21 protein-coding genes and 3 pseudogenes are annotated in these 23,601 nt (G+C 57.0%); 19 read left to right on the forward strand and 5 right to left on the reverse strand.

Features of this window, described 5'->3' with window-relative positions; all coding sequences use genetic code 11:
• Positions 1–30 precede the first annotated feature (30 nt).
• The 7 genes from P9292_RS32745 (at position 31) to nthB (ending at position 7,484) form a co-directional block, all read left to right on the forward strand.
• Positions 31–1,635 (forward strand): MFS transporter, encoded by a 1,605-nt coding sequence (locus P9292_RS32745; protein WP_309964256.1) that lies wholly within the window; start codon positions 31–33, stop codon positions 1,633–1,635.
• A 121-nt stretch (positions 1,636–1,756) separates the two neighbouring features.
• Positions 1,757–2,032 carry a hypothetical protein gene (locus tag P9292_RS32750; protein WP_309963137.1) on the forward strand — a complete coding sequence of 92 codons (276 nt, stop codon included), beginning with the start codon at positions 1,757–1,759 and terminating at the stop codon, positions 2,030–2,032.
• Entirely contained in the window at positions 2,025–3,419 is a 1,395-nt protein-coding gene (locus P9292_RS32755) for an amidase (protein ID WP_309963139.1), read from the forward strand. Before P9292_RS32750 ends, P9292_RS32755 begins: the two co-directional genes overlap by 8 nt.
• Before the next feature lie 96 nt (positions 3,420–3,515).
• The gene (locus P9292_RS32760) at positions 3,516–4,454 is read left to right on the forward strand and encodes a glyoxylate/hydroxypyruvate reductase A (RefSeq protein ID WP_309963141.1); all 939 of its coding nucleotides are present in this window, start codon (positions 3,516–3,518) and stop codon (positions 4,452–4,454) included.
• Positions 4,455–4,893: 439 nt separating this feature from the next.
• On the forward strand, positions 4,894–6,141 hold the full coding sequence (locus tag P9292_RS32765) for an MFS transporter (protein WP_309963144.1): 1,248 nt from the start codon (positions 4,894–4,896) through the stop codon (positions 6,139–6,141).
• 105 nt (positions 6,142–6,246) lie between these two features.
• A complete protein-coding gene (locus P9292_RS32770; protein WP_309963147.1) occupies positions 6,247–6,867 on the forward strand; it encodes a nitrile hydratase subunit alpha in 621 nt (206 codons plus the stop codon).
• 2 nt (positions 6,868–6,869) lie between these two features.
• Positions 6,870–7,484, forward strand: a complete 615-nt coding sequence (gene nthB, locus P9292_RS32775) for a nitrile hydratase subunit beta (protein ID WP_309963149.1) — start codon at positions 6,870–6,872, stop codon at positions 7,482–7,484.
• Between the two features lie 114 nt (positions 7,485–7,598).
• Here the strand turns inward: nthB and P9292_RS32780 are convergent, their stop codons facing one another.
• Positions 7,599–8,555, reverse strand: coding sequence for a LysR substrate-binding domain-containing protein (locus P9292_RS32780; RefSeq protein ID WP_309963151.1), 957 nt, complete (start codon positions 8,553–8,555; stop codon positions 7,599–7,601).
• A gap of 189 nt (positions 8,556–8,744) precedes the next feature.
• Here P9292_RS32780 and P9292_RS32785 point away from each other — a divergent pair, with 189 nt between their 5' ends.
• The 10 genes from P9292_RS32785 to P9292_RS32830 all read left to right on the forward strand — a co-directional run bounded on the left by P9292_RS32785 (position 8,745) and on the right by P9292_RS32830 (position 17,967).
• Complete coding sequence (locus P9292_RS32785; RefSeq protein WP_309963153.1) at positions 8,745–9,998, forward strand: CoA transferase; 1,254 nt, start codon at positions 8,745–8,747, stop codon at positions 9,996–9,998.
• Positions 9,999–10,126: 128 nt separating this feature from the next.
• Positions 10,127–10,351, forward strand: coding sequence for a DUF485 domain-containing protein (locus P9292_RS32790; RefSeq protein WP_309963156.1), 225 nt, complete (start codon positions 10,127–10,129; stop codon positions 10,349–10,351).
• A 12-nt stretch (positions 10,352–10,363) separates the two neighbouring features.
• The gene (locus P9292_RS32795) at positions 10,364–11,935 is read left to right on the forward strand and encodes a sodium:solute symporter family transporter (RefSeq protein WP_309963158.1); all 1,572 of its coding nucleotides are present in this window, start codon (positions 10,364–10,366) and stop codon (positions 11,933–11,935) included.
• Between the two features lie 258 nt (positions 11,936–12,193).
• A complete protein-coding gene (locus tag P9292_RS32800; RefSeq protein WP_309963160.1) occupies positions 12,194–13,594 on the forward strand; it encodes an amidase in 1,401 nt (466 codons plus the stop codon).
• Positions 13,595–13,618: 24 nt separating this feature from the next.
• Positions 13,619–14,389: a short-chain dehydrogenase/reductase gene (locus P9292_RS32805; protein WP_309963162.1), complete on the forward strand. Its 771-nt coding sequence runs from the start codon at positions 13,619–13,621 to the stop codon at positions 14,387–14,389.
• A 78-nt stretch (positions 14,390–14,467) separates the two neighbouring features.
• A complete protein-coding gene (gene scpB, locus P9292_RS32810; RefSeq protein ID WP_309963164.1) occupies positions 14,468–15,277 on the forward strand; it encodes a methylmalonyl-CoA decarboxylase in 810 nt (269 codons plus the stop codon).
• A 72-nt stretch (positions 15,278–15,349) separates the two neighbouring features.
• Positions 15,350–15,961: a nitrile hydratase subunit alpha gene (locus P9292_RS32815; RefSeq protein WP_309963166.1), complete on the forward strand. Its 612-nt coding sequence runs from the start codon at positions 15,350–15,352 to the stop codon at positions 15,959–15,961.
• A 42-nt stretch (positions 15,962–16,003) separates the two neighbouring features.
• A complete protein-coding gene (locus P9292_RS32820; protein WP_309963168.1) occupies positions 16,004–16,621 on the forward strand; it encodes an SH3-like domain-containing protein in 618 nt (205 codons plus the stop codon).
• A 199-nt stretch (positions 16,622–16,820) separates the two neighbouring features.
• Positions 16,821–17,270 (forward strand): CidA/LrgA family protein, encoded by a 450-nt coding sequence (locus tag P9292_RS32825; RefSeq protein WP_309963170.1) that lies wholly within the window; start codon positions 16,821–16,823, stop codon positions 17,268–17,270.
• A gap of 1 nt (position 17,271) precedes the next feature.
• The gene (locus P9292_RS32830) at positions 17,272–17,967 is read left to right on the forward strand and encodes an LrgB family protein (RefSeq protein WP_309963172.1); all 696 of its coding nucleotides are present in this window, start codon (positions 17,272–17,274) and stop codon (positions 17,965–17,967) included.
• Positions 17,968–18,088: 121 nt separating this feature from the next.
• On the opposite strand, the gene P9292_RS32835 is transcribed toward P9292_RS32830, so the two are convergent.
• Positions 18,089–18,664: an NAD(P)-binding domain-containing protein gene (locus tag P9292_RS32835; RefSeq protein ID WP_309963174.1), complete on the reverse strand. Its 576-nt coding sequence runs from the start codon at positions 18,662–18,664 to the stop codon at positions 18,089–18,091.
• A 239-nt stretch (positions 18,665–18,903) separates the two neighbouring features.
• Here P9292_RS32835 and P9292_RS32840 point away from each other — a divergent pair.
• Positions 18,904–19,843 (forward strand): annotated as a pseudogene (locus tag P9292_RS32840) (TonB-dependent receptor domain-containing protein); the annotation flags it as partial.
• 142 nt (positions 19,844–19,985) lie between these two features.
• Here the strand turns inward: P9292_RS32840 and tnpC are convergent.
• The 3 genes and pseudogenes from tnpC to tnpA all read right to left on the reverse strand — a co-directional run bounded on the left by tnpC (position 19,986) and on the right by tnpA (position 22,351).
• Entirely contained in the window at positions 19,986–21,560 is a 1,575-nt protein-coding gene (gene tnpC / locus P9292_RS32845) for an IS66 family transposase (RefSeq protein ID WP_309964258.1), read from the reverse strand.
• 69 nt (positions 21,561–21,629) lie between these two features.
• Positions 21,630–21,944 (reverse strand): annotated as a pseudogene (gene tnpB / locus P9292_RS32850) (IS66 family insertion sequence element accessory protein TnpB); the annotation flags it as partial.
• A complete protein-coding gene (gene tnpA / locus P9292_RS32855) occupies positions 21,932–22,351 on the reverse strand; it encodes an IS66-like element accessory protein TnpA (protein ID WP_309963176.1) in 420 nt (139 codons plus the stop codon). The gene tnpA and the pseudogene tnpB, both read right to left, overlap by 13 nt.
• A gap of 68 nt (positions 22,352–22,419) precedes the next feature.
• Between tnpA and istA the strand changes: the two are divergent.
• Positions 22,420–23,590 (forward strand): annotated as a pseudogene (gene istA / locus P9292_RS32860) (IS21 family transposase).
• The last annotated feature ends 11 nt before the right edge of the window (positions 23,591–23,601 follow it).

Consider the following 23,601-nt stretch of genomic DNA (forward strand, 5'->3'; position numbering starts at 1 on the left):
AATCGCGCCTTTAAACAGTCCCTCTTCGCGATGCTCGGAATCGGCACCGTGAACATGCTGGTGGCACTCGACCAGACTGTTGTAAGTACTGCGCTTCCTTCAATCGTCTCTGACCTTAGTGGATTTGAATACTATGCGTGGATTGCCAACGCCTATCTCCTGGCATCCATCGTGTCGGTTCCGATTTTCGGGCGGCTTGGAGACTTTTTTGGACGTAAGCCTTTCCTTTTGACGGCAATCGCCACATTCACAATAGCGTCCACTCTATGCGGAATCGCTAATAGCATGCTGTTTCTCGTGGCCGCGAGAGCGCTACAGGGAATCGGTGGTGGCATGATGGTAGGTACGGCTTACGCCTCCGTGCCGGACCTATTTCCAGACGCACGCTCTCGCGTACGTTGGCAGGTTGTACTTTCGACAATGTATGGCGTGGGCACATCCATAGGACCGACGCTCGGTGGGTTCTTGACGGAACACTTGGGGTGGCGCTCGACGTTCCTTATCAACCTTCCCGTCGGTTTGGTCGGTCTGGCGCTTGTTCTCAAATTTCTTCCTCGCATGACGCACCGAGACATGCAAAGCGGCCAGAAGGTTCAGCTCGACCTCTGGGGGGCGACGCTGATTGCGGCGATGTTGATACTGATGCAGTTATGCCTCGAGCGATTTCCCTCATCCGGTCTAACGGAAGCAAACGCCTTGTTGGGGTTCTTGCTTCTGGTATGTATCCCCGCCTTCCTCTTTGTCGAGAGCCGGCATCCAAATGCAATCATGCCCCTTGACCTGTTCAAGGAAGCAGACTTTGTGAAGCTGCTTGTACTGTCGATTCTCGCGGGAATGGGGCTCTTTTCCCTTCTTTTTTTCATTCCCCTTTTGCTCCAGGCTGGATTTGGACTTCCCCCCGAACAGGCCGGAATTCTCGCTACACCCCTGGCGGCTTGCAGCGCGCTCGGAAGCGTAATCAATACAAGAATCGTCGTGAAGCTTAAACGGCCAGTGCTAACGCTTACCTTTGGTTTCAGCTTGATGTTGCTCGCCGCGTTGGGTGTTCTGACGGTCAACGCGTCTACATCGCACCTGGTTCTGACCACCTCGGTAGTGCTGGCGGGCATTGGCATCGGATTTTGCTTGAACAACATGAACGTGTTCGGTCACAACATCGTAGGACGAGAGCGATTTGGCATAGCCACGGCGCTTCTTCAGTCCTCGCGAATGATTGGTGGAATGCTTGGAACGACCCTGATGGGACTGGTTGTCACGCACTCGTACATTTACGCGATGAGGGCCAAGATTGATATCGGTCTTGTTCCGAATTCGCTATCTCAGGTAGAAAGCACGCTTCTCGACCCGCAACTGCTTGTTGATGAGACAAGCCAGCGCAAAGTATTCGAGCTTTTCAAATTAGCTTCGTATGATGGACACGGCGTTTTGAGTGTCGCTCGCGAAGTGATGGTTCATTCGGTTCATATTGCCGTCGGTATAACGCTAGTAGCCGCACTGGCAGGGACGCTGCTTTCTGTGAAGTTGCTGCACATCACACTGGCTGGCCGGGGCGAGCAAGGGAAACGAAGAAATTCTCCGCAATCGCGAGCGTCTACAACGTCGGGCACGTCTGAGCAACGGGTCGAAGACAAGTAGCCGGTTCGTGAACAACCGGGGATGCAGAGGTAGGCGTCGCACGACTGAACTGGCTCCCACAATCAAGGATTTGGCTTTGTCAGGCTAACGTAGAGGCGGCAATCCCACTTAAATTTAGCCCATGCGAACAGCAAAGCGCGGCTTTCATTTGATTCTGTACGGCCATGCGGTGAGCGGTAACGTCAAATCAATCCCTGATAGAAAACCTAGTATGGAAAAAAGTTTCAAGGCCCTTCTACAGTTGCACGGCCTCGAGCGGTATCCGCAAGAGAGCGTCGCGGAGCTCGAGCGGCATGTTGAATTGGTCACGGTCGCGGCAAGGAACGTTCGTGACCCAATCAAATTCAATGTCGAACCCATCCTCTGTTTCTTGCACCCGGATGAACTCGATGGCTGACCGCGGACTGCATCACTTGACGCTTGCTCAAGCGTCAGCGTCTATCAGGGAAGGGACTCTTCAGTCGACGGAGCTGACCCGTCATTTACTCGACCGTATCGACGCGTTAGATTCGCGAACAAATGCCTACCTGGCAGTATGCAAGGAACAGGCACTTGCTGACGCTGAGCACGCCGATTCTGAGATTGCTAAGGGGGTTTTCAAGGGCCCTCTCCACGGCATACCAGTGGCAATCAAAGACATCATCGATATCGAGGGGAGCACGACCACGTGTCATTCCGCTGTCTGCAGCGACCAAGCAGCTGCAGTAACAGATTCAACGGCTGTCCGACGGCTCCGGGCTGCGGGGGCGGTTATCCTTGGTAAAACGGCTACTTGGGAGTTTGCGGTCGGTGGCACATCGTTTGACCTTCCTTGGCCACCAGCTCGCAATCCTTGGGACCTCGAACGTGACCCTGCAGGCTCATCCTCCGGGTCCGCGTCCGCTATCGCAGCTGGAATGGGCCTCGGAGCATTAGGTACCGATACTGGCGGGTCTATCCGTGGACCTGCAGCTTGGACCGGAATCGCGGGATTTAAGCCGACCTACGGACTTGTCAGCCGTGCAGGAGTTACGCCGCTCTCATTTTCGCAAGACCATGTCGGTCCGATGTGCTGGTCAGCGGAGGATTGCGCATTGGTGATGCAATCTTTAGCCGGATACGACAAGGCGGACCCGTCGAGTGCGCGGCACTCGAAGATTGACTTTATCTCCGATTTGAACAATAGCGTCGCGGGTATGCGAATCGGCATCGTTAGGCACTTCTACGAGTCCGATGCTCCCGCTGACGCAAACGTGGTTGAGGCGCTGGAATCGGCTGTTCGAACGTTTGAAGAGGGCGGCTGTAAGGTATCTGATGTGTCGCTCGCTCCGCTTCAACACTACTCCGATATTAGTAACTTGATTGAGCGCGCCGAGTCGTTCGCGATTCATCAGTCCACTCTTACGGAAAGGCCCGAACTTTACGGAGAGATAGCTCGCGCACGAATTGGCTCAGGCGCATTCATCAGCGCGGCCGACTACATCAATGCGCAACGGCGCCGACGTCTCCTAATCAACCACGCTCGAACAGCATTGAAATCTTACGACGCGGTGCTCATGCCCACGAGAGGGAATACGGCACCACCCCTCGGAAAGCATGACGTCGTTACCAATCGCCAGGTCTACACCCGGCCGTTCAATCTGCTCGGCTTCCCGGCACTGTCTGTCTGTTCGGGATTCTCGACCGAAGGTCTCCCGCTATCGCTACAGATTGCCGGAAAACCATTCAGCGACGCAGTAGTCCTCAAGCTTGGGCATTTCTTTGAAAAAATGAGTGGACATCGGACACGCCGGCCAGTTCTCTGAGTCGCATTTCGCAGGCGCAAGCTTGGGTATGCCGTTGCCGAATCGACATGTTGCAGGTGGGTTGTGGCGGTGGCTCTTTTTGTGTTGTGAGGCATTGTGACGTTGCTTGTAAATTTTTGCGATAACGAGGGGCTCCAAGAGTGGCAAGCACTCTTCGAAGAACACCTGCCAGGTTTACCGGTACGACATTGGGAAGACACTTCTGTCAATCCCGATGATGTGCTGTATGTCCTTTTGTGGAAGCCGGAGGCAGGACGTACCGCAAAATACAAGAATCTTCGTCTAGTCCTCAGTCAAGCAGCGGGGGTCGACCACCTCTTGGCAGACCAGAATTTGCCGGGTTACCTTCCTATTGTGAGGATGGTTACGGCGGAAACCAGCGAGCGAATGGCCGACTACGTGACCATGGCGGCTTACGCACTAACGCGGAATCTTCCCCGCATCGTCACGGCGCAGCGAGAGAAGCGCTGGGACACGTCATTGATTGGCGGACTTGCAAGTGAGACCACAGTCGGCATCATGGGACTGGGGAATCTCGGAGTTGCATCCTGCAATCGATTGATTGCAAATGGCTTTGCCGTGCGTGGTTGGTCTCGGACATTGAAACAGATTCGAGACGTCGCCTGCTTTGCAGGCGCGAGCGAGTTTGCGGAATTTCTCGCTGGCACAAACGTTCTGGTGAATTTGCTGCCGGAGACTACGGAGACGAGGGGTCTTCTGAGCAGTAAGGTCCTCAACATGCTCCCACGGGGGGCAGGAGTGGTGAACGTGGGAAGAGGTAGCCAGCTTGACATCGCGGCACTGACTACCGCCATTGACTCTGGAACGCTTGGGGGCGCGATTCTCGACGTATTCGACGAAGAGCCGCTTCCAAGCGGAGATGCCATTTGGGAGCATCCAGGCGTAATTGTCACGGGGCATCTCGCATCGATTATTTCGCGCCGCTCAAAGGCGAAACAAGCCGCGATGGCAATCCGGGCCGAGCAATCTGGCGAGCGAATTCCGCATCTCTTTGACCGAATCCGCGGCTATTAACGCTACGCCTGAAGTAGTGTTGGTCGGCCACGACGCTCGGTGATGTGAAAAATTATTTCCAACGCATCTATCACCGTTTGCTTTGTGCGACCACCGACACGTCGTTCGACGTGTCTCTAGGCTCCCGATGTCTTGACCCCCGGCTCCGAAAGAAGTGAATACCGCTGCCGTTATCCGTAGCGGGGCAAGTTTCCATGCGAGGTGCTCGTTCGGTGAAACGATTGCGAGCGGGCTACCCCTCTCTGCGAATTACACGCGATGAGGGTGGCTCTCGTAGCAAATCTGAATGACCCACACGTGCTAACAGCCGGATTTGTTTCTGAATACGATGAATCCGAGAGCTATTGATAAAGTCTCCTTCGCGCCGCTCACAGTTCACCATAGGTGATTGACGAGTGGCTCACGTGACCTGGTCACAGACAGTTTTCGGAATTGCCCCATGCAAACAAACCCGCTCGCCCTCATGCGAACGAACTGGAAGATTCTCACCGCCGCAACGATGGGGTGGGCTCTCGATGCGTTCGACATGACCATCTTCTTTTTCCTGATTCCCGACCTCGCAAAGACATTCCACGTCGACCTGAAAACGATGGCGCTTATTCCGCTTGCGATGGGTGGAGCGCGTTTGGTTGGAACCATCGGGTTTGGGGCCGCTGCCGACAAGTGGGGCCGGAAGCTGCCACTGATGATTTCGATTCTCTGGTTTTGTCTGTTTAGTGGGTTGAGCGGTCTTGCGTGGAGCTACGCGTCGTTGCTGCTGCTGCGCATTCTTTTTGGTATTGGTTACGGTGGCGAGTGGGGCACTGCTACATCATTGCTGATGGAGAGCTTGCCGAAAGAGGCTCGAGCGTTAGCTTCGGGCCTCATGATGGCTGGCTATGAGATGGGATTTCTTCTGTCCGCATTTTGCTTCAAGACCTTGTATCCGGTTCTTGGATGGAGATGGATGTTTTTCATCGGCGTTTTGCCGGCTCTACTGGCTATTTTTATTCGAAAAGCCATCCCAGAGTCGCCGGAGTGGCTCGAGAGCCGTCGAAAGCAGAAGGGCAAAGCGAAGGTGGGCCTCACTCTCAACCCGGCGGTCTTTCAAGGTTTTGCATTCGTTGTGGGTGCGAACTTTCTTTTTTATGGAATCTTCGCGCTGTATCCCACCTTCCTCATTCAGATTCGCGGGCTGAGCCCGGCAGATGTGTTTCCGTTCGTCGCTATGTATTCGGTCGCCTCCATCGTCGGAAAACCTGTTGCCGGTTTGCTGGGACGTCGATTCGGCGAGCGACCAGTTCTATTGGTTTATATGGCGCTGACCGTGCCTATTACCTTGCTCTACACATTCAATCCGGCGCATTGGGCAATGATGGTTGGCGCTATCTTGATTGGATTGATATCTAACAGCATCTACGGCATCGTCCCGACCTACCTTTCGCGCCGCTTTACGGCTGAGGAGCGTGGTTTGGGTCTTGGTATCGCAAGCGGGTTCAATTCCCTTGGCGCCGTTGCACCGTTCCTGATTGCCGTCTTCACGACCACATACGGTCTCGAGGCGGCAATGACTGGCACCATCATGATTAGTGCAGTGTTTACATTCATAGCGGTTTCTTTTCAAACCAAGAAGTGGCTCGCCGTTCCTGAAGAACCTACTGGCTTTGCGCGCTCGCGCTCATCCTCTGATTTAGAGGCGAGCGTCTGATAATAGCTAAAGAGTGTTAATGCTAATTTTAAAGTAGAAAGTTTGATGCCATGGCGAATAGGGCCATGGCTAATCGAAAGTCGCTCCATTTTTCAGAAAATCGATATGACCACTTCTCCAATCGATGCGCGCGTCGACGCATTTGAAACTCTTCTTGTCAACAACAAGGTCTTGCAAGCGACGGATGCAGCGGACTATAAGAAGCACGTCGAAGAGGACTGGCTGCCATCAAACGGAGCGAGACTTTGTGCGAAAGCATGGACTGACCCTGAATTCAAACAGTTCTTGCTGACGGATGGTAAAGCCGCTGCGGCTTCGCAAGGATTTCCCATGCCACCCCATCACGGGTGCTTGATGGTGAAAGAAAACACAGAAGCCGTACACAACGTTATCGTTTGCACTTTGTGCTCCTGCACCGCGATTACCATCGTGGGCCTCGCTCCAGGGTGGTACAAAGACCTTGACTATCGGGCTCGAGTTGTTCGTGACGGGCGAAGCGTGCTCGCTGAAATGGGACTGTCGCTACCGGAAGAAATGAAGCTCTTCGTGTGGGACACAACTGCTGACACCCGATACATGGTGCTCCCGATGCGTCCGCCGGGCACGGATGGATGGAGTGAAGAGCAATTGGCGCAGCTTGTCGACCAGGATAGTCTCATTGGAGTCCGACGGCTTGAGCCTCCGTTTGAAATGCCTACCAGCAACTATCAGCACCTCGGGGCGTAACAATGGATGGAATTCACGACTTGGGGGGCATGCAGGGTTTCGGCCCCGTCACGAAAGTAGGGAAGACTACGCCGTTCAAGGACCCGTGGGAAATCAAGGTCGCGGGCTTGATGTCGAAGCTCGTCACGGCACGGGCATTCAACATGGACGAGTTCCGTCATGCAGTTGAGCGTCTCAATCCCGCGACCTATGTCTCTGTCAGCTATTTCGAGCGGGCGTTTTTGGGTCTACTTGTGTTGTCTCATGAGAAAGGTCTCATAAGTCTCGAAGAGTTCCAAGCGCTGTCTGGTCGCGCCGAAATTCCTGCTGTGAAGATTGGAGACGGACGAGTGGGGCGCTCTGTGCTACCGGAACTTCAGGTAGGGGATTCCGTTCGCGTTCTTAACGATTTCTTTGCTGGACATATCCGTATGCCAGCCTATGTGCGTGGCAAGGTAGGAACGATTGCCAGCGTGTCACCGGCTTATGCATTTCCAGACGCCCATGCTCACTCTCTTGACTCGCCCGCGCAGAGAACGTTCGATGTGAGATTTAAGAGCACCGACTTGTGGCCCGATGGTTGCGAGGATGCCTTCGTGCATGTAGGTCTATTTCACAACTATCTTGAGAAGATTTGAGACGTCATAGCCTACAACAAGGACCTCAACAATTACGGTCCGGTCAGGCTCGTGCGAGCGTGGGTATCGCTCGCACGTTACTATTGCTGATAAGACGTCTTTTGAGTCCTCCGCTTAGCTCAAGTCGCGTTTCCGCTTCTGCGAAGTTGCTCGCTGAGAAGTCGCCGCCCATTCAGGACGTTGTCCGAAGTTGTCGAATAGTTCATGGACGACCTCTTTCACCTTTATCACGGCATTGCTAAGCGTTCCTGAATCCTTCCAACAGAGCGACAGGTCGCGCTTGAACAATCGATGGTCGACTCTCGCAATCTTGAGCTTGCCATCCTCAACTTCCTGGTAGGCAGCAGTCCAAGGTAGCACCGTTACGCCTATTTTTGCGAGTACCGCAGCGAACAACAATGAAGTGGTTCCCGCCTCGAACAGCACGTTGCATGCAAGCCCTTTCTCACGAAGAGCCCAGTCGACTCTGCTTCGAATTGTATTCGGGTTGCTGGGCAGGACCATTGGCATGCGAGCCAACGCCGCGAGGCTAACTGGCTCATTGGGTAACTCGAACTCAGGCCACGCAATCACGTAGAGAATCTCGGACAACAGATGCTCGGTGCGCACGCCATGCAGTTGGGCCACATCCGGTATCACCGCCAAGTCCACTCGGTCAGACGCGACTAGGGACGCCATGTCGGCTGTCGGCACCTCGATGAGTTCCAGAGAGATGGTAGGAAATCGCTCTCGGATGGTTTGTGCAAGCGGCATTGCAAGAAAGCGTGCCGTGCTGGTTGGAAGGCCGACAGAAATTTTGCCCTGAGGCATCTCCGCGTCTTGTAGGAGAAGCTCGCGGGTCCGGTCCGCGAGCCGAATCAGTTCCAGCGCGTGTCTATAAAGGCTCTTGCCCGCAGCGGTCGGAGTTACGCCCTGCTGGCTGCGCTCAAGCAGTTGAAAGTCAAGTTCGCGCTCCAGATTTCGAATTTGCTGGCTAACGGCTGGTTGGGCGACGTGTAGCGACTCGCTGGCCCGCGTTACGTTGCCCATCTCCACGACTCGGACGAAATATCGAAGCTGTCTCAGGTCCATTCAGAACTCCCGTCGCCATAAGTAAATCTTCTCGACCAAGACAAATATCATATTTTCGACTTATTTTTGAAATTTCTATACTCGGCCTCAGAGACATGGATTTGGGGTGTTGACGCAAAGCCCTGCGTCTGCATCGATGACAAAAACTGAGGCCGGATTTTCCGCTAGCCTCGAAGAAGGAGGCACTGTATGCGCTCGCTGCAAGGACTGAAGGTTGTCGACTTAACCCGTGCGCTGTCGGGTCCGTTTTGCTCGATGGTGCTCGCCGACCTCGGCGCAGATGTCATTAAGGTGGAGGCCGGACCAAACGGCGATATGAGCCGTGTCTGGGGTCCCTTTGACCGTGGCGTGAGCACTTATTACCTTTCGTGCAACCGCAACAAACGGGGAATTTGCGTCGACTTCCGTAGTTCACGGGGATTGGACGTGGTTCGTCGTCTCATCGATGACGCTGACGTCGTCGTCGAAAACTTCAAGCCGGGCACCGCCAAAGATATGGGTCTTGACTTTGAATCCCTGCGCGTGCGGAATCCGCAGCTTGTCATGGGAAGTATCAACGCCTTCGGGACTGACGGGCCGCTGCGCGAGTGGCCAGGCTTCGACCAGATTGCACAGGGCTACTCCGGCATGATGAGCCTTACCGGTTTTCCCGATAGCGACCCTACCCGCACAGGTACTGCCATCGGCGATTTGAGTTCCGGAATGTGGCTTTCGATTGCGATTGTCTCGGCGCTTTATGAGCGTGAACGCACGGGGCAAGGACAGCATGTAACGACATCGCTCCTGGCTGGGTTGGTCGGTTTGCTAAGCGTCCATGGCCAACGCTACTTGAGCGTCGGACAGGTTCCGCAACGCACGGGCAACGCTCATTCGGTCATTGCTCCATATGGAGTTTTCCAAACAGCAGACGGCCCCCTCAATCTGGCGCCTATCACGACGGACATGTGGAACAAGTTGTGCCGTTTGCTGGACCTGCCCAATCTTCCGTCGGACCCACTATTCCTGACTAATGAAGACCGTGTCACCAATCGCGATTTGCTTCGAACGGTGCTCGAGACCCGGCTTAAGGACAAGGGCAAGCGTGAGTGGACCGAGTTACTCGTGAGCGCTGGAGTGCCTGCAGGACCAATTCACACACTCGATGAAGTCTTCGCCGACGCGCAGGTGCAACACGCCGAACTCGTTGAGTCGGTCGCTCACCGCCAACTCGGAGCCATTCGCCAAGTTCCCACGCCGATATTCACGAATGAACCGGGTACGACGAGTGACTCGCGCGACGCGACACGATATGCGCCGCCCGAGTTGGGTGAGCACACATTCAGCGTTCTATTAGAGGCCGGATTCTCGCCAGAGGAACTCGAAACACTCGTGCAAGACAAGGTGCTGTTTCAAGCAAGTGCGACCGAGAAAGACACAGCATCTACGGAAGAGCTAATGCAGTAGTTCGTGAGCTTGAGCACGGTGCGCAGCGCATGTCGACGCAGACGTGGGCTGACGGGTACGACTCGCCAAGGAAGCAGCTTCTTTTTATCGGACACCAACGTTCTAATAAACACTAAAGGAGTCGTATTTTGAAAGCTACCGCACTGCCCTCGACGGTAAGGGAAAGAAAATTTGCAGCTGTCATGCTGGTCTTTTACGGCATCTTTGCGCTATTGCTCGCTTTCTTTCCCGATGCTCTCTCGAGTAACACCCTAGGAGACATTCCGACTTCCCTCGTGATTGGTCCGGCAATCATTCTCCTCGGCATCGTGCTAGCGACCGCCACGAGTTTTCTAGCCAACCGCGGGTCTTGAGAGGAGATAGCCATGAGCAGTCACCACATCGTCGCGGTCGCCTTCTTTCTTCTTTTCTTAGCAGCAACGGTGCTTATCACAGTCTGGGCCACGAAACGTAGCAAGTCATCGAAGGCATTTCTCATTGCATCCGGCGGTATTTCTGCGTGGCAAAACGGATTTGCGATGTCCGGCGAATATCTCAGCGCCAGTGCATTGCTGGGGATGACCGGTTTGCTCGCTACAAGCGGCTTCGGAGGGTACGTCTACTCCATCTCAGCAGCCATCAGTTGGCCAATGATGTTGTTTCTCTTTGCCGGACCTATTCGCAGACTTGGCAAGTTCACCCTCGCCGATGTGCTCTCGCATCGGCTCAGGCAGAAGCCGATGAGAATTGCCACAGCGACATCGAACATCCCGATTACGCTTTTCTATTTAATTGGCCAGCTCGTAGCCGGAGGGGTACTCATAAAGCTGTTGTTCGGCTTGCCGTATGCGGTCTCGGTCATTGCCGTCTCGCTTATCACACTGTCATATGTTCTCTTTGGCGGCATGCTGGCTACGACATGGGTGCAGATTATCAAAGCTGTCCTTCAATGTACTGGCGTCGCGCTTTTGACATTTCTGCTGCTGCAGCACTTCGGCTTCAATCCAGGAAACGTCTTCCGGGCCGTAGCGGAGACTCGTGGAGCGGACTACTTGGGTGCACCTTCTCTTGGCGGCATTTCTCGCTGGGATTCCATCTCACTGTCAATCGGTCTGCTGTGTGGCGCTATGGGGCTGCCTCAGATTTTGACGCGCTTTCTGACAGTTCCGAATGTGGGCGCGGCTCGCAAATCGGCACTGTATTCAACGGTCATTGTGGGCCTGTTCCATCTTATGGTCCTGGTGCTCGGCTTCGGAGCGCTCGCAATGCTTGGTCGTGAAACTATCCTGCACGCGGGGGGTGGGGGCAACATGGCAGTACCCCTTCTCGCCGAGAAGTTAGGTGGGAGTTCGCTGTTTGGATTCATCTGCGGCGTGTCTTTCGCGACGATTCTCGCGGTCGTTTCGGGAATCACCCTGACGTCTGCGACGACGCTAGCACATGACGTCTGGGGAAGCCTCTCGAAGTCCGGTACAGAGAACACAGAGCCATCAGTTAAGGTGGCACGGGCAAGCTCCGTGGCTGTGACCGCTATTGCGGCCATCCTTGCTCTTGCTTTCGAAAACACGAACGTCGCCTTCCTTATCGGTCTTTCGATGGCGATTGCCGCGGCTACAAACTTTCCTATCCTTGTGTTGAGCTTGTTGTGGCGAAGGCTGACGACAAATGGCGCGGTATGGGGAATGGCTGTGGGCGCTATCTCATCGGTCGTTCTTATTGTTGTCTCTCCGACCGTGCAGGTAGCCGTGCTTCACAATAATCTGGCAGCCATGCGTGCGCATTGGTGGTTTTTTCCGCTGAGCACGCCTGCGTTGATTACCGTCCCGCTTGCGTTTGCTGTAAGTGTGACTGTGTCACTCATGGCGAGAGAGGCAACCTCAGAAGCAAAATTCGATGCGTTGCAGCTTCAAGACGACACCGACATGCCCAGCACGCCGTTTGTAGTGAAGGGACACTGAAGCAATGTCCGTAATAGGGCAACGAACATAGAGAAGGCTTATGACTGATACACCTAAGACAAATTTCGCAGATGAGTCGGATGAAGCGATTCTGGCGCGCGCGGCGGTCCTAGGTTTGCCGACGAACGCCCCGTTTGGCTCCGAGATTCTTCGCGGATACCGACGGTTAGCGGAAATGTCGCAGAGGCTGGAGGAGGTCGACCTCACGGCGACACCCGCTTTCATTTTTGACCCGACTCGCTGAGTAGAGTACTAGGAATGCAGAAATCCTCCGAAATTCCAACACTGGTTGAAGCGAAACGACAAATTCGTGAAGGTACGCTTTCCTCCGTTGACCTGCTTGCCCAAACCCGAGAGCGTATCAACGCGAACGAGCGCAGGGTCAACACCTTCGTCACGCAGACGTACGAATCGGCCTTGCAGACCGCAACTGACGTCGACCAGAAAGTGGCCGCAGGTCAACCACTCGGTTCACTGGCTGGAATTCCGTACACACTTAAGGACATCATTGATACAGCGGGAACTAAAACCACGGGGCAGTCGAGAGCATTTGCTTCGCGCGTTCCAGAGAAAGATGCTGAGGTGTCCTTGCGCATACAGAGCGCCGGCGGCGTTCTTATGGGAAAAGCGGCGACTTGGGAGTTCGCTCACGGCGGACCGTCATGGGACATCCTAGGTGAGCCGTGTCGCAATCCCTGGAAGCTCACACACGACCCGGCTGGCTCGTCTTCCGGGTCGGCTGCTGGTGTCGCTGCTGGCTTTGCGCTGATGAGCATCGGTTCAGACACGGGCGGCTCTATACGAGGTCCGTCAGCGTATTGCGGTGTCACAGGTTTGAAGCCAACCTTCGGCCGCGTGAGTCGCCGCGGTGTGATGAGCAATTCGTTCTCGCATGACCACGTAGGACCGATTGCTTGGAGCGCCGCAGACGTAGCGGAAGTTCTTCAGTGCATCTCAGGCCATGACCCAGCTGACCCAGACTCGTCGCAGGCTCCAGTCAGCGACTACACCGTTGGACTCAGCAACGACCTTTCAGGCGCGGTCATCGGAGTGCCATATCGATGGTTTGACGAAGAGGTGCCAGCTTCTTCGGCGGTACGGCAAGCATTCGACGCTACCTTGAAGGTTTTCGAGGCGATGGGTGCGAAGGTGGTGTCGATTGAACTCCCGCATTTGAAGCTATTTGAGGACTCGAAGAAGCTCATCGCGGCGGTCGAGCTCTTCGCGGCTCACGCCGACCTCATTCGTACCGTTCCGGATGACCTTGGGGAGGTCTTCCGAGTTCGTGTAATGGGAGGGGCGTTGGTGTCCGGAGGGTCCTACATGCGCGCGCACCGTCTGCGACGAGAACTAACGTTGGCGGTGACGGCCGCGCTCGATAAGGTGGACGTCATCTTGCTCCCGACGTGTGAGCCTGCACCTATTTTGAAGCCTCCCGTAGCCGAGGATTTCCTCTCTGGCCGTGGCTATTTGACTCCTTTCTGTTGTACCGGCCATCCGGCTCTCGCAGCTAGGATGGGCTTTACATCTGATGGGCTTCCTCTTTCTTTTCAAATTGCCGGGAAGCATTTCGACGAGGCCACAGTCCTCAACTTTGCGCATCGTTACGAGATGAATACTGAGTGGCGATTTTACAGACCGATGTTTGCTTCTGCCTGATACGACGTTGTCGACGGAGTTGTCATGAAACTGAATCTCGAAGGAAAGCGTGTAGTTATCACTGGTGGGTCGCGTGGAATCGGCCTGGAATGCTGCCGTCTGTTCGTTGAAGAAGGATGCGACGTTACTATGGTCGCCTCGGACGAAAATCGCGTCGCATCGGCCGTGGAGACACTCAGGAAGACGCCAGAAGCTGTTGTCAAAGGGCTCTGCGCAGACTTGTCAGCTCACGCGTTGCCTGAAGCACTGCTCGAACAGGTGGCAAGCGCGGACATTCTTGTCAACAACGCAGGTGCAATTCCAGGTGGCGGCCTTGAGTCGGTCTCCGACGAGGCATGGCGAGCCGCATGGGACCTCAAGCTATACGGGTACGTCAATCTGACACGTGCGGCTTTGCCGGCAATGTGTGAGCGTGGGTCTGGAGCAATCGTCAACGTCATAGGTATCGCAGGCGTAGCCCCTCGCTATGACTACGTCGCTGGCTCGACTGCAAACGCAGCGTTGGTTGCTTTCACAAAGGCAACCGGCGCGCATGCTTCCCGGCACGGCGTTCGTGTTCTTGGCGTCAATCCTGGCCCGACCGAGACAGACCGTTTGGTGACGCTCTATAGGTCCCGAGCCGCTGAGCGATTTGGGGACGAAGAGAGATGGCGCGAAATGCTCTCAAACATGCCATTCGGACGCCCCGCAACGCCCAATGAAATCGCTTCGCTCGTTGTTTTCCTCTCATCGAGCCGGTCGGCCTACGTCAACGGAACAGTAATTGACGCGGACGGCGGCGCAACCTCGATGTGACTGAGCAGCGCGAAGCTCGGAAACATGCGCGACGAGACAGCACGAGAACACTGGAGACGAGAAGTGACGAGCAACTCAATGGAAACATACAACGGCGCAGTGGAAAGAGAAAAGGTCCACGTCACCACCCTTGCAGACAGGGTCGTGTGCTTGGACTTCTCTAATCCATCCGCTCGACACGCACTCGACACGGAAATCCTTGCGCAGTTCGCGGAGCATTTAACGCTGCTCGCCAGCGCACCGAACGCTCCCGTTGTCATCGTGAGAAATCCCTCGGGCGATAAGGTATGGAGTTCCGGGCACGACCTTAAAGAATTGCAAGAGGACCGGGACCCGCTCGCGTATGGAAAGCCTCTCGAGGTCGCGCTCCGCGCCGTCAGGGCTTACCCGGGCGTTGTCATCGCAGCAGTCTCGGGTTCGGTATGGGGCGGAGCGGTTGACCTTGTGATGAGCTGCGACTTGGTAATCGCCGAGCGTAACGCGCAGTTTTCCATCACACCGTCGAATATCGGATTGCCATACTCAACAAGTGGCTTGCTTCGCTTTTTCAACAATCTTCCGGTGCATGTCTTGAAGGAGATGTTCTTCTGCGCAAAGCCACTTGGAATCGAGCAAGCGGTACAGCATGGTGTCGTCAACCACGTAGTGGACAAGGGACATCTGAACGATGCCGCTCTTGATTACGCTCGCACGATTGCTGCTAAAGCTCCGCTTGCCATTCGTGCAGTGAAAGAACAGCTACGAATTCTTGAGGACGCAGTGCCTGTGCCGGTCAGCGCGATGGAGCGAATTGCAGAGCTCCGAAAGCAGGCTTGCGAAAGCGTCGATTTCGAAGAAGGGCTTCGTGCTTTTTCGGAGCGTCGAACTGCGACCTTCTGCGGAGGCTGACGGTCGAGAGGCAGCAAGCCAAGAACCTTCAGAGATAGCCGGATGAACACAATCATTAGGGAGGTGTCAACCATGACCCACAATGCAAATCAAGATGCTCGCCCCTTAGCTTCTGCTGAGAAGCGCGCTGAAGCTATCGTCGGCGCGCTGAAGGATAAAGGCCTGCTCTCGGACGAGTTTGTCCCGGAATACGCCGCGCACGCTTCACAGAAATGGACGTCAGACAACGGGGCGAAGGCCGTGGCGAAAGCTTGGCTCGACTCGGAATTCCGGGCTCGCCTCGATGAGGATGCTACTGCGACCCTCGCAGAGATGGGCTACGTTGGTCCGCCGCAGCAAACTCGTATCAAAGCGCTTTTCAACACGCCGACAGAGCAGAACGTGGTGGTCTGCACCCAATGCTCGTGCACTGCGTGGGCAGTGCTCGGCTTCCCGCCTGACTGGTACAAAGACCCAGAGTACCGGGCTCGTGCGGTGCGCGAGTCAAGGCGGGTTCTTTCGGAACTGGGGCTCGAACTATCTAAGTCGGTCAGCATTCGGATGTGGGACACGACTGCCGACTCGAGATATTTCGTGATTCCGGTCCGCCCAGAGGGCACGGAAGGATGGAGCGAAAATGAACTGGCAGCAATCGTCACGCAAGACTGCATGATTGGAGTTGCGAATCCTACCGTTGCGCGTTGAGGCGCAATACAACTATATTGATTTTGTCAGGCAGAGGCATATATGGACGGTATTCACGACCTTGGTGGCATGCAGGGCTTCGGGCCGGTCTCGAAGGAAGCCCACGACCATGCCGATTGGGAAATCGTGCCGAAGGCTCTCTTGTCGCTCGGCGCGGGAAAACTTAAAAAATTCAACGTCGACCAATATCGGCATGCGGTCGAAAGGATTGTTCCACTCCAGTATCTCTCGGAGAACTACTACGAGCGCTCGCTCACAGGTTTGGCTACCCTTTATGTAGAAACAGGCGTCCTTTCGCATAGCGAGCTGGAAACGAGAGCGGGCGGACGTTGGCCGATGGGGCGTCCGATGGGACCTGGGAGGGCGGCTCCACCACCACCTACGGAACTGCTGCAACTAGGCGACCGCGTCCGTGCGCGCAATATCTTCGTTCCGGGTCATGTTCGCATGCCGGCTTATGTGCGCGGGAAGACCGGAGTGGTCATAGAACGCGACCGCGACATCCACTATCCGGACGCAGTCGGTAACGGTCTACCCTCTGGATACGTCCCGACCTTCCATGTGGAGTTCGAAGCTAGCGAATTGTGGGCAGACGCGGAATATGGCGTCAAGGTTGTGATGAGCCTGCCGCAGGAGTATCTCGAACGGCTTGAAGCGTAAGAGGCGAGCGAGCTTCCTCGCGTTGACGGGCTTCGTCTTGGCACGCCGTCCAATAGCGGCTCAATCGCTTCCAACTCGCCGAACCAGTCGACCTCGTTAAGCAAGGTTAGGCGGATTCTGCACAATCGTTGAACACGAAACCCACAACGCTTCACTAGCAACGCGGCTAACATAGGGGAAACCCTACGTTAGCTTAGTCATGTCATCGATGCGATTGCCGCCCGTCAAGTGGGCATTTTCAGCAGCTCCTTTTTGCCGCTTAGCGAAGCGAGTTTATCAAGCAGCTATCTTCGTTTTCGTGTTTCTAGCAGCGTCAGAGGTCGTGACGCGTTTCGACCTCCCTGTTTCCGGCGGAGTGCTCGGATTGTTCTGCGTGCTCGGGCTGCTACTCACTGGCTCTATCAAATCGAAGCATGTGGAAACTGGGGCAGCTTGGATATTGGGGGAGCTGGTCTTGTTCTTCATCCCGAGTGTTGTGGCACTGACCAAGTACGCGCATCTGTTTCGAGAGTTCGGGCTGCAACTCTTAATTTCGATTTCTGCGGGTACAGTACTGGTCATGATGGCAACTGCAGCAACCGTCTTCTTAGTAGGGCGCCTTACTGGGAAATTCATCTCGCAAGAAGCGGCAACGTCGAAGCGAGGCTGACATGTCCTGGATATCTATTCTCTGCTTCGCATGGACGCTGGTGGCTTACGGCGTGTCGAAGTGGGTATACCAACGCCGAAAAGTCGTGTTTCTCTCGCCCGCTATCGTAGCGCCGCTCGCTATCCTGTTGCCGTTGCTGGCCTTTCATATCCACTACGCGCAATACATCGGAGACACGCGATGGCTGACTTGGCTGTTAGGACCAGCAACAGTCGCTTTCGCTGTTCCGATTTACAACCATCGAGACGTTGCGAAACGCCATTGGCTTGCACTGTCGCTGGGTATCTTCGTTGGCATGGCTGTGGCGTTATTCAGCGCAGCGTTTCTCGCAAGGCTGTTTGATTTCGACAGAGAGGTTTCACTCAGCTTGATGGCGCGGTCCGTTTCTACGCCATTTGCGGTTGAAGTTGTGACGGACACAGGTGGGTCTGTAGAGTTGGTTTCTCTGTTCACGGTCATCACAGGTCTGATTGGGATGATTGCTGGTGACATCGTCCTCGCGGTTCTGAAACTCCGCTCGACCGTCGCGCACGGCGCCTCGTTCGGTGTCTCAGCCCATGGGTTTGGAACAGCGCGGGCACGAGAACGCGGGACGGAAGAGGGTGTTGTCGCTAGCCTGACCATGGTATTTTCCGGAATCGCGATGGTTCTCGTTGGGCCGCATTTAACGAGTTGGGTGCTGTCTATCATCGGCTGACACGGCGAAGCCTCTGGGCACTCAACGTGCCGGTCGGCGGCCACTACTCCTTCGGGACTCGATGGACCGGCACTCGAGCAACAACCCCGAAAGTAACCCCGTGCTTGGTCCGACCGATGTATCAAATCAGTGGCTGAGCACTGGGCACGGATCGGAGTTCAAACCGTGACTTCCCGCGACAGCGCAAATAGTCGGCAAAGCCTAAAGTCGAAGATGAAACTCCATTCGCTACAGTCTTTGAAAAAAGCGGCTTGACCGCTTCGAAGGCCGACGCGCTAGCGCCGGCCATGAAGGTCAGCGTCGCGGCCGCCGCGCCGTGCGCGCCGCCAGACACCGGAGCATCCACGAACTCGACGCCGTAGCGCTTTGCGGCCTGTCCGAGCTGTCGTGCGTGAACCGCCGAGATCGTCGAACAGTCGATGAACACAGTCGACGTCCGCGCCTTCGAGAAAAGCGCATGGTCGCCGTCGAGCAGCGCTGACACCTGCTTCGAGCCGGGCAACATCGTAATGACGAAACGTGCATGCGCTACCGCCTCATCAAGACTGCGTCCGTCCACCCCTCCGCACTGCGCTAGTTCGCCGACGCGATCGGTTTGCAGGTCGAACCCGGCGACCGACAGCCCAGCGCGTGCGAGATTCTTTGCCATCGGCAGGCCCATATTGCCGAGGCCGACGAATACGACGTCAATAGTCATTGCGTATTTCGGACGAAGGTGACCGGCTGTTTCGGGATCGTGACCGGCGTTTTCGGCAACGTGACCGGCCGTTTCGGGAACGTGACCGAGCGGACCGGACGACAGGAATGGCGTTGCGCATGACATCAACCACGCGAGCTATGCTCGCCGGCTTTTGCCGGAGAGAGCATGCCCGCGCATCGGATGAACATGCGCATGATCAAGGACGTTTTACGACTTAAGTTCGACGGCGGTTTCTCGGTAACGGGCGTTTCGCCTTTCACGTCGACGCCTTCGACCGGGATACCAGCAAGGAGCGCATTCCCGGCTTCGCGCATTCGGACCGCCAGCGCGCGCTCGACGGCCCCGACGCCGACGAGGCCTACGGCAGCATCCCGAACAGCGATGGGCGCTGGCACGGGGGCGCGGTCGGCACGTCGTACACATGGGCCGACGGTTACGCGGGCTTGCCGTACAACGGCTATGAAGCGAACTATGGCTCCGTCGCGGAAGATGATGTTCGACTGCGCATGCATCAGGACCATGTGGCGTTGGCGTCCGAAATACGCAATCTGCAAGGGCCGTTCTCGCAACTGAAATTCGATTTCGGCTACACGGACTACGAGCACAGGGAAATCGACGACGGCGAGACGAGCACGACGTTCCGCAATCACGGCTATGAAGCGCGGCTGGAGGCGCGGCACCGCAAGATCGGTCCGCTGGAAGGCGCGATCGGCGTGCAGATCAGCCAGAACACGTTCTCGGCGCTCGGCGACGAGGCGCTCGTGCCGACCACGCAGACGACCAACCTGGCGCTGTTCGGGCTGGAGGAGTGGAACGTCACCGATGCGCTCAAGCTGAGCGCGGGCGCACGCTACGAACACGTCAAGCAGGAGCCCACCGCAGCGGGCAACGACAAGTTCGCGGGCGCTGCCGATCGCGACTTCAACGCGGTCAGCGCCTCGCTCGGGGCGCTGTACAAGCTGACGCCCGTGTGGTCGGTGGCGGGCAACGTCGCTTATACGGAGCGCGCGCCGGCGCTCTACGAACTCTTCGCCAACGGACCGCACGACGCAACCGGTCAGTACCTGATCGGTAATCCGGATGCGCAGAAGGAAGGCCGTGTCGGCGGACCTGTCACTGCGTTTCGTGAGCGGGCCGAACAAGGGCAGCATCGGCGCGTTCTACAGCCGCTTCAGGGTAAGCGACTCGGCTGGGCCAGTTCCTGATTCGCGCGCGCGTGAGGCATGATGGTGCTGTCGTGGTGGAATTCGTATAGATCACGGGGGATCGCGCCCATGATCGGCAATCGTGGACACGATCCACGCAAATCTATCCAGATCTACCCGGTTAAGGGTGTAGGCGGAGTGGCCGGCTTCAGTTTGTCGGCCACGTTCCAAGGCAGCAATTCGTCGATGCGTGAGATCTTGTGATCAGCGATATGGGTCAGGACGTACTCCAGATAGGCGCGCGGGTTGATCCCGTTGAGCTTTGCCGACCCGATCAAGCTATACATCGCGGCGGCTCGCTCGCCCCCGCTGTCGGAGCCGACGAACAAATAGTTCTTCCGTCCGAGCGCGACACAGCGCAGCGCGTTCTCGGCAAGCACGTTGCTGATCTCGACTCGACCGTCCTCGCAGTAGAACACCAGCGCCGCCCAGTGGTTCAGCGAGTAGTTGATTGCTTTTGCGAGCGCGGACTTCGTCGATAGCGTCGCGAGTTTCACCCTGATCGTCGCTTCGAGCTTCGCGAGCAACGGCTTGCTCTTTTCCTGCCTGAAGCGCAGACGCTCGTCAGGCGCCTTGCCGCGGATGTCGGCTTCGATGCTGTAGAGCTCGCCGATCATCTCGAGCAGTTGCTGGGTATCTGAAGTCGGTGTGCGCGCGTGAACATCGTAAATGTACCTCCTCGCGTGATCCCAGCATGCCGCTTCGTGGATCTCGCCGCTCGCATAAAGTTGATCGAAACCGGCGTATGCATCGGCCTGCAGGATGCCGCGGAATGCGGCGAGTCGGGTCTGAGGATGGACGCCTTTGCGATTCGAGGAGAAGTCGAACCATACCGCAGCCGGCTCAGTCGAGCCCGAGCGGTGATCGTCACGCACGTAGACCCAGAAGCGACCGGTCACCGTCTTTCCGTTGCCTGGCGCGAGCACCGCAACCGGCGTGTCGTCAACGTGTACCTTGCCGGGGACCAGCGCGTAGCGCTGGATTGCTTCAACAAGCGGTCCGCAGAGCTCGGCGATCTGTCCGATCCAGCGGCCCATACTGGCGCGATCCAACGTCACGCCGTCGCGTGCCGCAATCTCCGATTGGCGGTACAGCGGTTGGTGATCGGCGAACTTCGATACCGCAATGTCGGCCAGCAGGCTCGGATGCGCGATGCTGTGCTCGATGGGCAGGCTGGGCATCGCGGGCTGTTCGATGTGGCCGCAGTCAGGACAGCACAGCTTGTGACGGATCGTGCGGATTACTTTGAACGCAGCCGCTACGCGCGCGAGCTGCTCGGAAACATCCTCGCCGAGTCGCTGCATCGTTGTCGCACACTTGGGGCAAGCCGGATTCGGTGTAAGTTCGATTTCATCGCGTGGCAAGTGCGGCGGCAGCGGCTCTCGCGTGGGCGCTCGACCGGGCGGCGCCGTCGACGTCTTGTCTCGGCGCCCGCGCGTCTCGGCAGCGCCCTGACCGGCCGTCAGGTCTTCCAGCTGCGCCTCGAGTTTATCGATCTGCCGGGCCAGTTTCTCGGACTTGCTCCCGAAGTACATCCGCCTGAGCTTGTCGATCTGCGCCTTCAGGCGTTCGATTTGGTCGTCCCGTGCGGCGAGCTCCCGCACCATGTTCTCGATCGACGCCCGCTGCTCGAGCACCAGAGCCTGGAGCTCCGCGACGGTGGTGGGAAGCGGCGCAGATTGGGACATGCGTCGCAGTTTACGAGCCTTCGATGTGGTTAACAACATCGACAGAGCAGCGGTGCGTTGCGGGCGTCGCCAGTCGATGCCTTCGAGGAGCATCGACAGCTGTGCGCTCGTCAGATGGATTTTTCCACCGTCGGCCTGAGGCCAGATAAACCTGCCTCGCTCCAATCGTTTTGCGAGCAGCCAGAGCCCATCGTCGGTCGCCCAAAGCAGCTTCACGAGATCGCCGCGGCGGCCGCGGAAGATGAATACGTTGCCACCCAGCGGATTTTCTTCAAGAGCGGTCTGCACTTTCGCGGCCAGCCCCTGGAAGCCGCAGCGCATATCTGTCACGCCGGCCACGAGCCAGACGCGCGTACCTGCCGGCAGCCCGATCACTTCAGGCATTCCTGCAGGAACGCTTCAGCGCGCTCGGCAGACAGACCGCGAATCCTCACACACCGTTTGCCGATCTCCACCTCGATTTCGCACACGGGCGCCGGCATCGGTACGCCGCTCGTCGCTTGCGAGGCCATTGACGACTCAGGCGGCCGCAGTACCAATGCCGAGTCGATCACGTCGACGCTCAGCAGCTTCGTGCTGGGCACGCTCGGCGCAGCTTCGAGTGCAGGAATGACCAGCTTGCCTTCACGGTATTGTTTGCGCCATGCGAACACCACATTGGCGTTGATGTCGTGCCGTCGCGCAACGATCGACACCGACATGCCGGGTTCCAATGTCTCCCGGATCACCTGCTGCTTAAATTCTTGCGCATACGTGCGATGGGGATGGGTACGGCCCGCTGCGTTCGACATGGCTGACTGTCCTCGTCAAGCTGAACGCGCCCATCATGCGTCGAAATATTCAGCACTGAGATACGGTCGTGCCGAGTCGCTTACGTTTCTCGCATGATCGAATCGCCGCGTCGCTGGGCATTTCCAAGGGCGTGGTCACGAAGTACGTCGGACTGGCGGGTGCCGCCGGGCTGGATTGGGCGATCGCCTGTGATATGGACGAAGGCGAGCTTGAGCGACGGCTTCTTGGCAAGCCCACCGGACCCGCGGCCTATGCCCAGCCCGACTACGGTCGCATTCATCAAGAGCTGCGCCGCAAGGGCGTGACGCTGACGTTGTTGTGGGAGGAATATCAGGCGGAGTTCGCGAATCGGAAGACTTACCGTTACACGCAGTTCTGCGAGCACTATAAGGCGTTCGCGAAACGGCTGAAGCGCTCCATGCGGCAAATCCACCGTGCTGGCGAGAAGCTATTCGTCGACTTTGCCGGTCCCACGTTGCCGTTGACCACAGGGCGCCGCGCGCACATCTTCGTGGCCGCCATGGGCGCATCGAGCTATACATTCGCATGCGCCACGCCGGCCGAGACGATGGAGGACTGGCTGAGTGGTATCGCCCGCGCGCTGACCTTCTACGGCGGCGTTCCCCAACTGATCGTGCCGGACAACCCGCGCGCGATGATCGCCGATCCCGATCGCTATGAGCCTCGCGCCGGCGACACCGTGCTGGACTTCGCGCGTCACTACGGCACCTCATTTCTGCCTGCACGCGTTTATCGCCCGCAGGATAAGCCGAAGGTAGCTCGATGCGCGCATCACTGCGGGCGCTGTCGAGTTGTTGCATCGCGGTCGCCGTGTGGCCAGCCATGCTCGCAATGATCGCGTAGGAGGCTACACCACCGCCGTCGAGCACATGCCGGCAGCACATCGCGCCCATCTCGAATGGACTCCACAGCGGCTTATCCACTGGGGTCAGCAGATCGGCGGCGCCACCGGTGCGCTCGTCGCGCGACTTCTGCAGGAACAGCGCCATCCCGAGCACGGCTATCGGGCGTGCCTTGGCTTGCTCTCGCTCTCACGTCGCTATGGTCGCGACCGTCTCGAAGCGGCGTGCGCGTTGGCGCTTGAATTGGGTGTACATCGTTACCGCCACGTGCGCGACATCCTCATCAACAACCGCGACCGCGCGGCAGCGACCACGCCTGTCGAATGGGTCAGTCCGAGTCACGCGCATGTCCGTGGCCCCAGCTACTACCAGTAAAGAGAACCCGC

Source organism: Caballeronia sp. LZ001 (assembly GCF_031450875.1).
Taxonomy (GTDB): Bacteria; Pseudomonadota; Gammaproteobacteria; order Burkholderiales; family Burkholderiaceae; genus Caballeronia.